Annotated in this window: 8 protein-coding genes; 1 reads left to right on the top strand and 7 read right to left on the bottom strand. The window is 72.8% G+C overall.

The window, feature by feature from the left end; translation table 11 throughout:
* Positions 1-196: 196 nt before the first annotated feature.
* From ACWD38_RS24795 to ACWD38_RS24785, 3 genes are read right to left on the bottom strand one after another with little or no spacing between them, the layout of a single operon-like run.
* A complete protein-coding gene (locus ACWD38_RS24795; protein ID WP_184479087.1) occupies positions 197-1,279 on the bottom strand; it encodes a prenyltransferase in 1,083 nt (360 codons plus the stop codon).
* Positions 1,272-1,997: a methyltransferase domain-containing protein gene (locus ACWD38_RS24790; RefSeq protein ID WP_184479086.1), complete on the bottom strand. Its 726-nt coding sequence runs from the start codon at positions 1,995-1,997 to the stop codon at positions 1,272-1,274. Before ACWD38_RS24790 ends, ACWD38_RS24795 begins: the two co-directional genes overlap by 8 nt.
* The gene (locus ACWD38_RS24785) at positions 1,991-3,232 is read right to left on the bottom strand and encodes a glycosyltransferase family 4 protein (protein ID WP_450125004.1); all 1,242 of its coding nucleotides are present in this window, start codon (positions 3,230-3,232) and stop codon (positions 1,991-1,993) included. The genes ACWD38_RS24790 and ACWD38_RS24785 overlap by 7 nt, the downstream gene beginning before the upstream one ends.
* 146 nt (positions 3,233-3,378) lie before the next feature.
* Between ACWD38_RS24785 and kstR the strand changes: the two genes are divergently transcribed.
* Entirely contained in the window at positions 3,379-4,011 is a 633-nt protein-coding gene (gene kstR, locus ACWD38_RS24780) for a cholesterol catabolism transcriptional regulator KstR (RefSeq protein ID WP_416309412.1), read from the top strand.
* Positions 4,012-4,052: 41 nt separating this feature from the next.
* Here kstR and ACWD38_RS24775 read toward each other — a convergent pair whose 3' ends face one another.
* From ACWD38_RS24775 to ACWD38_RS24760, 4 genes are all read right to left on the bottom strand, one after another.
* The gene (locus tag ACWD38_RS24775) at positions 4,053-5,084 is read right to left on the bottom strand and encodes an MBL fold metallo-hydrolase (RefSeq protein ID WP_450125003.1); all 1,032 of its coding nucleotides are present in this window, start codon (positions 5,082-5,084) and stop codon (positions 4,053-4,055) included.
* A gap of 310 nt (positions 5,085-5,394) precedes the next feature.
* Entirely contained in the window at positions 5,395-6,561 is a 1,167-nt protein-coding gene (locus ACWD38_RS24770; RefSeq protein WP_184479084.1) for an acetyl-CoA C-acetyltransferase, read from the bottom strand.
* On the bottom strand, positions 6,558-7,499 hold the full coding sequence (locus tag ACWD38_RS24765) for an SDR family oxidoreductase (protein ID WP_184479083.1): 942 nt from the start codon (positions 7,497-7,499) through the stop codon (positions 6,558-6,560). The genes ACWD38_RS24770 and ACWD38_RS24765 overlap by 4 nt, the downstream gene beginning before the upstream one ends.
* 49 nt (positions 7,500-7,548) lie before the next feature.
* Positions 7,549-8,331, bottom strand: a complete 783-nt coding sequence (locus ACWD38_RS24760; RefSeq protein ID WP_450125002.1) for an SDR family oxidoreductase — start codon at positions 8,329-8,331, stop codon at positions 7,549-7,551.
* Positions 8,332-8,351: the final 20 nt, after the last annotated feature.

Here is an 8,351-nt window from a genome sequence, read left to right as displayed (position 1 = left end):
GATCTGCAGCGACCAGCTTGAGCAACCGGCACCGCAGCGGGTTCTCAGCGGTTTCCTCGCGAGAACAGCTTTTTCCCTCGTGGCGGAGCCACTCGGGAAAAAGCTGCCACACCGGCCAGGGGCGCAGCGAGGAAACCACTGAGGTTCCGCCACCCGACCCCTGCACAAGCCGAGGACACGGGCCCGGCTTCTGTCGCTACTCGCCGACGAGTTCGGAGATGTGGGTGTCGCAGCCGCAGGCGTCGTCGACGGGCAGGCCGGAGCGCAGGCCGCCGACGTGGAAGATCCCCCCGCCGGGGGTGGCGCCGGACAGGGCGTCCGCGGCGAGGACCACCGCCGCGCCGGTCCAGGTGGTCTGCTCCACCGGCCAGCGCTTGCCGTCGGTGTAGACCAGGCCCGTCCAGTACGAGCCGTCCTGCTCGCGCAGGTGCTGCATCGACGCCAGCGCCTCCACGGCCCGGTCGCGCCGTCCCAGCAGGTCCAGGCTCAGCACCAGCTCGCAGGTCTCGGCCCCGGTCACCCACGGGTTGTCGTCGACGCAGCGCACTCCGAGGCCGTCCACGAAGAAGTCCGGCCAGCGCCGCGCGATCCGGTCCCACCCCGCGTCGTCGCGCAGCGGACCGCCCAGGACCGGGTAGTACCAGTCCATCGCGTAGCGGTCCTTCTCCGCGAACGCCTCCGGGTGGTGGCGCAGGGCGTGCGCGAGACGGCCCAGCGACACCTCCCAGTCCGGCTGCGGGGAACCGAGGTGCTCGGCCAGCGCCAGCGCGCACACCAGGCTGTGGTGGATGCTCGAACTGCCCGCCAGCAGCGCCTCACCGCCCACCTCGCCGCCGGTGCCCCGCGCCCACGCGATCTCGCCGCGGGCGCGCTGCAGGCGCAGCACGAAGTCGATCGCGCGGCGCACCACCGGCCACATCCGCTCCGCGAACGCCGCGTCCCCGGTGATCATGAAGTGGTGCCAGACACCGACCGCCGGGTACGCGCAGAAGTTCGTGTCCGAGGCGGCGTCCTCCACCACCCCGGCGCGGACCTGCAACGGCCAGGAACCGTCCGCGCGCTGGGTCGTGCGCAGCCAGTCGTAGGCGCGTTCCGCCTCGACCAGCAGGCCGGCCGCCGACAGGGCCATCGCCGACTCCACGTGGTCCCACGGGTCGACGTGACCACCGGGGAACCACGGCACCGCACCGGAGCGCTCCTGCACCGCGGCGATCGACCTGGCGGTCTGCAGCACATCGGCCGACGAGAGCACCCCGTCGACGGCCGGCAGTTCAGGCACCAACGACCTCCGGTTTGTACAGGTACACCGCCAGGCTCTTGCCCAGCACCGGGTTGAGCGCGGCCTCCGCGGTCCGGGTCAGCCACGGCTTGCTCATGAGGTCCCACACCAGGAGCTTGTGGTAGAGCTTCGGCAGCGGGTGGTCGGTGTTGTCGACGCCGACGGCGCACTTGAGCCACCAGTACGGCGCGTGCAGCGCGTGCGCGTGGTGGTGGTGGACCTCGCGCAGGCCCGCCTCGCGCAACCGGCCGATCAGCTGCTCGCGGCGGTAGATCCGCACGTGGCCGCCCTCGACCTGGTGGTACTCGTCCGACAGCGCCCAGCAGATCCGCTCCGGCCACTGCCGCGGCACGGTCACCACGACCCGGCCGCCGGGCTTGACCACGCGCACCAGCTCGCGCATGGCCTTCTCGTCCTCCGGGATGTGCTCCATGATCTCGGAGGCGATCACCTGGTCGAAGTGGTCGTCCGGGAACGGCAGCCCGAGCGCGTCACCGCTGACCGTCGTCGCCGAGGCGCCTTCCGGGACCTCCCCGGCTGCGGCCATCGCCCCGAACATCGTCTCGACCTCGGCCAGCGCCTCGGTGTCCTGGTCGAAGGCGATCACGTTCGCCCCGCGCCGCAGGTACTCGAAGGAGTGCCGCCCGGCACCCGCTCCGAGGTCGAGCACTCGCTGACCCGCTCGCACCCCGAGCAGGTCGAAATCCACCGTCAGCACTTGTTCCCCGCCATTTCCGCCTCCGCTTCGGCATAGCACTCGGCCGTGGCCGCGGCCACGGACGCCCAGCTGTACTTCTCCAACACCCGTTTCCGGCCGTTCTCGCCCATCCGACGCCTGCGCTCCGGGTCGTCGAACAGCGCGCCCAGCGCGCCGGCGAGCGCTTCCGCATCGCCCGGCGGCACCAGGTCGGCGCACTCGCCGTCCGGCCCGGCGACCTCCGGGATGGCGCCCGCCCTGCTGGCGACCAGCGGCGTCGCGCAGGACATCGCTTCGACGGTGGGCAGCGAGAAGCCTTCGTAGAGCGACGGCACGCAGGCGATCTCGGCCGATCCCACCAGCCCGGCCAGCTCCTCGTCGCTGATGCCGCTGACGGTGCGCACCGCACCGGAGATGCCCAGTTCGTCGATGAGCCGGTCGGTCGGCCCGCCCGGCGTCGGGGAGGCGACCAGCACAAGCTCGACCTCCCGCTCGGTGCGCAGCTTCGCCACCGCCTCCAGCAGCGTGCCGACGCCCTTGAGCGGGGTGTCCGCGCTGGCCATCGCCACGATCCGGCCCGGCACCCGCGGCGGCTCCGGCGGGCGGAACACCTCGTGGTCGACGCCCAGCGGCACCACGCGGAGCCGTTCGGGCGCGACGTCGAAGTCCTCGACGATGTCGCGGGCCGAGGACTCCGAGACCGTCAGCAGCTCCGGGATCCGCCGCGCGACCCGGCCCTGCATCCGCAGGAACCCGTACCAGCGGCGGACGCCGAGCGTGCGCCAGCCGGAGACGGCGTCCAGCTCCAGCCGCCGGTCGTGCGTGATCGGGTGGTGCACGGTGGCCACCAGCGGAAGTCCCGCCCGCCGCAGGCCGAGCAACCCGTACCCGAGGCACTGGTTGTCGTGCACCACGTCGAACTCCGAGGCCCGCGCGCGCAGCAGCTTCGCCGCGCGGAGGCTGAAGGTCAGCGGTTCCGGGAAGCCGGCCGACCACATGGTCGCGACCTCCAGCACGTCGGTGAGGTCCCGCAGCTCCCGCCAGTGCGGGGTGCGGAACGGGTCCTCGTCCCGGTACAGGTCCAGGCTGGGCACTTCGGTCAGCTCCACGCCCGGATCGAGATCCGGGTACGGCGGTCCGGAGAAGACCTCGACGCGGTGGCCGAGTTCGACGAGCTCGCGGCTCAGGTTCCGGACGTAGACACCTTGCCCGCCGCAGTGCGGCTTGCTCCGGTACGACAGCAGCGCTATTCGCACGTATTCACCTCGCGGGGCCGCCGCGGCTCGCAACGGGTAGACTGGAACATGTTCTCATTAAGGCATGAGGTCAGCGCAGACCTGCCGGAGGCGGTGTTCAACGGGACATCGCCGCACCACCTACGCACGTTGAGAGGACCGACCTCATGAACGCCATGCCTCGACGCGGTTCCGCCGCGGCCAACGCGGCCAGTCTGCTGGCCGAGGACCAGGGCGGCTCGGCGGCGCAGAACGCGCGCCGCAAGCGGATCATCGACGCCACCATCGCGCTCGCCGGCAAGGGCGGGTACGAAGCCGTCCAGATGCGTGCGGTCGCCGAAAAGGCCGATGTCGCCCTGGGAACGCTCTACCGGTACTTCCCGTCCAAGATCCACCTGCTGGTGACCGGCCTGGCGCGGGAGTTCGAACGCTCCCTGGACCGGCTGGACCGCACCAAGATCCCCGGTGACACCCCGTACGACCGGGTGCTGTTCGTGCTGTCCCGCACGACCCGCACCATGCAGCGCAACCCGCAGCTGACCGAGGCGATGACCCGCGCGTTCATGTTCGCCGACACCTCGGCGGCCACCGAGGTCGACGCGGTCGGCGCGCTCACCGAGACGTTGTTCAGCGGGGCGATGACGACCGGTGACGACGAGCCCACAGAGGAGCAGCGCGCGATCGCCCGCGTCATCGCGGACGTGTGGCTGTCGAACCTGGTCGCCTGGGTCACCCGGCGCGCGTCGGCCACCGACGTGGCCAACCGGCTGGAGCTCACGGTTCGCCTGCTGCTGCGCTGATCCGTCGACCCGCCGCGATCGGGCGGTGCACCGGGGAGCCATCAGATCGACCGGTACCCGTCGACACCGTCCACAGTGGTGCGCTCGCACCGGCCGCGCGCCACGAGCACGTCCAGGTGCGCCAGGGTCTCGCCGACCGCCAGGATCTGGTTGAACATGTCCAGGTCCGCGAAGGACCGCTCGCGGCGGGTCCACCCGAGGACGCCGGCGACCTCGAACCCGGTTGCCGCGCCCCCGCGGACGGCCGCCGCGGTCTGGTCGAGCCGGAGCTCGTGGTGGGCCAGCAGTTCGTCCACGCGCGCGTGCGCGCTGCCGGTGACCGGTCCGTGCGCGGGCAGCAGCCGCAGGTCGGGCAGCTCGCCGACTAGCCGCAGCGAGTCCAGGTAGTCCCCGAGCGGCAGCGCGGTGCGCGCCGCCTCCAGGCCGATCGACGGCGTGATGTGCGGCAGCACGTGATCCCCCGCGAACAGCAACGAGTTCCGCTCGTCGACGAACACGACGTGCCCCCGGGTGTGACCGGGCGTCTCGACGACCCGCAGCGTCCGGTCGGCGAGCTCGATCTCGGCACCGTCGGCCAGCCACTCGTCCGGCGCCTCGTAGTCCTCCGCGGGCTTGCCGTGGTCGCCTTCCACGGCGTCGCGGACGACCGCGGCGAGCTCGGTCGCGCCGCCTCGTTCCAGCTTGGACAGCTGCCGGTCGTGCGTGCCCGCGAGCAGCGCCTCCAGCGACGGCCGCTCGCCCGCGCCCAGCGCGATGGTGGTGCCGAACTCCGCGCGCAGCCGCACGGCGAGCGTGTAGTGGTCCTGGTGCAGGTGGGTCACCAGGAAGCGGCGCACGTCGCCGAGCCCGTGCCCGAGCTCGCCGAGGGCGGCTTCCAGCGCGTCCCGCGCCTCCGGCCGGGACCAGCCCGCGTCCACGAGCACCAGGCCGTCGCCGTCCTCGATGGCGTACACGTTGACCGCGCGCAGGCCGTCACCCGGCATCGGCAGCGGAATCCGATGCACCCCCGGCGCGACTTCGAACGCGCCAGGACGGATCCACTCGTGCCGCCCGCGCGCCACGTCCACATCCACCAACCGAACCTCCCGGATCACAACCTCGCCCTTGGCAAGGTAAACGTGAAATGTCCTCAGAAGGTCACGTGCGGTCTAGAACACACTTCGCGCCGCCCGCCGCGACCGCGGATCACCGGGTTCCGCGGGCCGGGCGCGGGCGCGCGAGCGCGACCCCACCTGACAGATCGACAACTCGCTGACCAGGCAGGATTCCTGACATTCGGGAGGTGGCCCGGCCCACTCCCGAACCGGACACGAGTGGATCACCGGGCGGAGGAGAGATGTGCCTCCCCACCGCGCCCGGCGTGGCGAGTTGTCGCCGGGCCACCTACCCGCCGAGCCGCTCCACGATCGTCACGTTGGCGGTGCCGCCGCCCTCGCACATGGTCTGCAGGCCGTAGCGCCCGCCGGTGCGCTCCAGCTCGCCCAGCAACGTGGTCATCAACTTCGTCCCCGTCGCGCCGAGCGGATGGCCCAGCGCGATCGCGCCGCCGTTGGGGTTCACCTTCGCCGGATCCACGCCGATCTCCCGCTGCCACGCCAGCACGACGCTGGCGAACGCCTCGTTGATCTCGACCACGTCGAGGTCCGCCGCCGACAGCCCGGCGCGGTCCAGCGCGTACCGGGTGGCCTCGATCGGCGCGGAGAGCATGAACACCGGATCGTCGCCCCGCGCGCTGAGGTGGTGCACCCGCGCCCGCGGCGTCCACCCGTGCTCGGCCACCGCCCGCTCGGACGCCACCAGCAGCGCGGAGGACCCGTCGGAGATCTGGCTCGACACGCCCGCGGTCAGCAGGCCGTCCGGCCGCAACGCCTTGAGCCCCGCGAGCTTGTCCAGGTTCGTGTCCCGGCGCGGTCCCTCGTCCCGCTCGACCCCGGCCAGCGGCACCACCTCGGCGTCGAAGCGGCCCTCGTCCATCGCCGCGATCGCCCGGTGGTGGCTGCTGAGCGCGAACTCCTCCATCTCCGCCCGCGAGATGCCCCACTTCCGCGCGATGAGCTCCGCGCCGTTGAACTGGGTGACCTCGACGTCGCCGTAGCGCTGCTGCCACCCCTCGGAACCCGAGCCGGGACCGTAGGCCGTCGGGAAGTCCAGCCCCTGCACCGAACGCAGCGCGCTGCCGATCGGGATTCCGCTCATGTTCGCCACACCGCCCGCGACGACCAGGTCCGCGGTGCCGCTGAGCACCGCCTGGGCCGCGAAGTGCACGGCTTGCTGCGACGAGCCGCACTGCCGGTCGATCGTCACGCCGGGGACGTGCTCCGGGAACCCGGCCGCGAGCCAGCCCGTGCGGCCGATGTTGCCCGCCTGCGCCCCGACCGCGTCCACGCAGCCCCACAGCACGTCGTCGACCCGCCCCGGGTCCAGCTCGACCCGTTCGACGAGGGCGCGCAGCACGTGCGCGGACAGGTCCGCCGGGTGCACGCCGCTGAGCCCGCCCCCGCGCTTGCCGACTGGAGTTCGCACCGCGTCGACGATGTACGCCTCGGTCATGTCGATCCTCCCGCTCTCGATTGCTGTGATGTCGCGCCGTAGACCGGCTCCGGGGTGGGGTCTCGGGTCAGCAGGTCGTGCACCACCGGGCCGAGCTCGGCCGGGTCCCACCGGCGGGCCGCGTCGTGCTCGGCGCCGTGGCGCCACGCCGTCATGACGCGCACCGCGCCGCCCTCGACCTCGAAGACCCGGCCGGTGACCCGCGCGGATTCCTCGCTGCCCAGCCAGACCACCAGCGGGGAGACGTTCTCGGGCGCCATCGCGTCGAAAGCGTCGTCGTCCGGGCGGGCCATGTCGGCGGCGAAGACCTGCTCGGTCATCCGGGTGCGGGCCGCCGGGGCGATCGCGTTGGCGGTGATGCCGTAGCGGCCGAGTTCGGCGGCGGCGTTCACCGTCAGCGCCGCGATGCCCGCCTTGGCCGCCGCGTAGTTGCTCTGCCCGACGCTGCCCAGCAGGCCCGCGCCGGAACAGGTGTTGATGACGCGGGCCGCGACGGGCGCACCGGACTTCGCCCGCTGCCGCCAGTGCTCGGCGGCGTGGCGCATCGTCGCCGCGTGGCCCTTCAGGTGCACCCGCAGCACCTCGTCCCACTCCTGCTCGGAGAGGTTCACGAACATCCGGTCCCGCACGAAACCGGCGTTGTTCACCAGCACGTCCAGCCGCCCGAAGGTGTCCACCGCGCGCGCGACGAGCTCCGCCGCCTGCCCCCAGTCGGCGACGTCGGACCCGTCGGCGACCGCGTCGCCGCCCAGCGCGCGGATCTCCTCGACCACCGACGCGGCCGGACCGGCGTCTCCCCCGCCGCCGTCGAGGGCCACGCCGATGTCGTTGACCACGACCGACGCCCCTTGCCTGGCGAACTCCAGCGCGTGCGCGCGCCCGAGGCCGCGGGCGGCGCCGGTCACGACGACCACCCTGCCCTCGCAGATTCCACCCACTGCTGCCTCCGATCGTCGATCTTCGCGGGTCCGCACCGGGGAGCGCCGGTCAGCCCGCGGGCCGGAACTCCGCGGCGATCCGGGCCAGGTTCGGGTGCGGCTCGCCGCCACCGTCCACGGACAGCACGTCGCCGGTCAGGTAGCCGGCCAGCGGCGAGGCCAGGAAGGCGCAGGCGTGGCCCACTTCCTCCGGCTCCGCGGGCCGCCCCAGCGGGATGCCGTCTGCGAACCCGGAATCCTCGGCCGCCGCGCCGAAGTGCTCCGCGAAGTTCTCGGTGCGCGCCACGCCCACGGCCACCGCGTTGACCCGCACGCTCGGCGCGAACTCCAGCGCGAGCGTGCGGGTGAGGCTCTCCAGTCCCGCTTTCGCCGCGGCGTAGGCGGCGATGGTGGGCGCCGCGCGGCGCGCGGCCACGCTGCTGATCATGATCATCGATCCGCCACGATCGCGCATGACCGGCCAGGCCCGCTGGCAGACCAGCAGCGGCGCCAGCAGGTTCAGCTCGACGATCTTCGCGTGGAACCGCGGCGAGACCGTGGCGGTGTCCACCGGCGGCGCCCCACCGGCGTTGTTCACCACCACGTCCAGCCCGCCGGAACGGCGCACGACCTCGCCGATCAGCTCGTCCACCTGCTCCGGGTCGCGCACGTCCGCCGCGAGGAACTCGGCCCGCCGCCCCGCGCCTTCCGGCAGCCGCTCCGGCGGGTTGCGCGAGCACACGTGCACCCGCGCGCCCGCCCGCAGCAGCACCGCGGCGATCCCGGCACCGATCCCCCGAGTCCCTCCGGTCACCAGCGCTACCCGGCCGGACAGGTCGATCTCGACGCCCACGGCAACCTCCGGGAACTCGG

It is taken from the genome of Saccharopolyspora sp. NPDC002578, from assembly GCF_053592695.1.
Note: the sequence above shows the minus strand (reverse complement) of the source record. Positions and strands in the feature narration are given on the sequence as shown.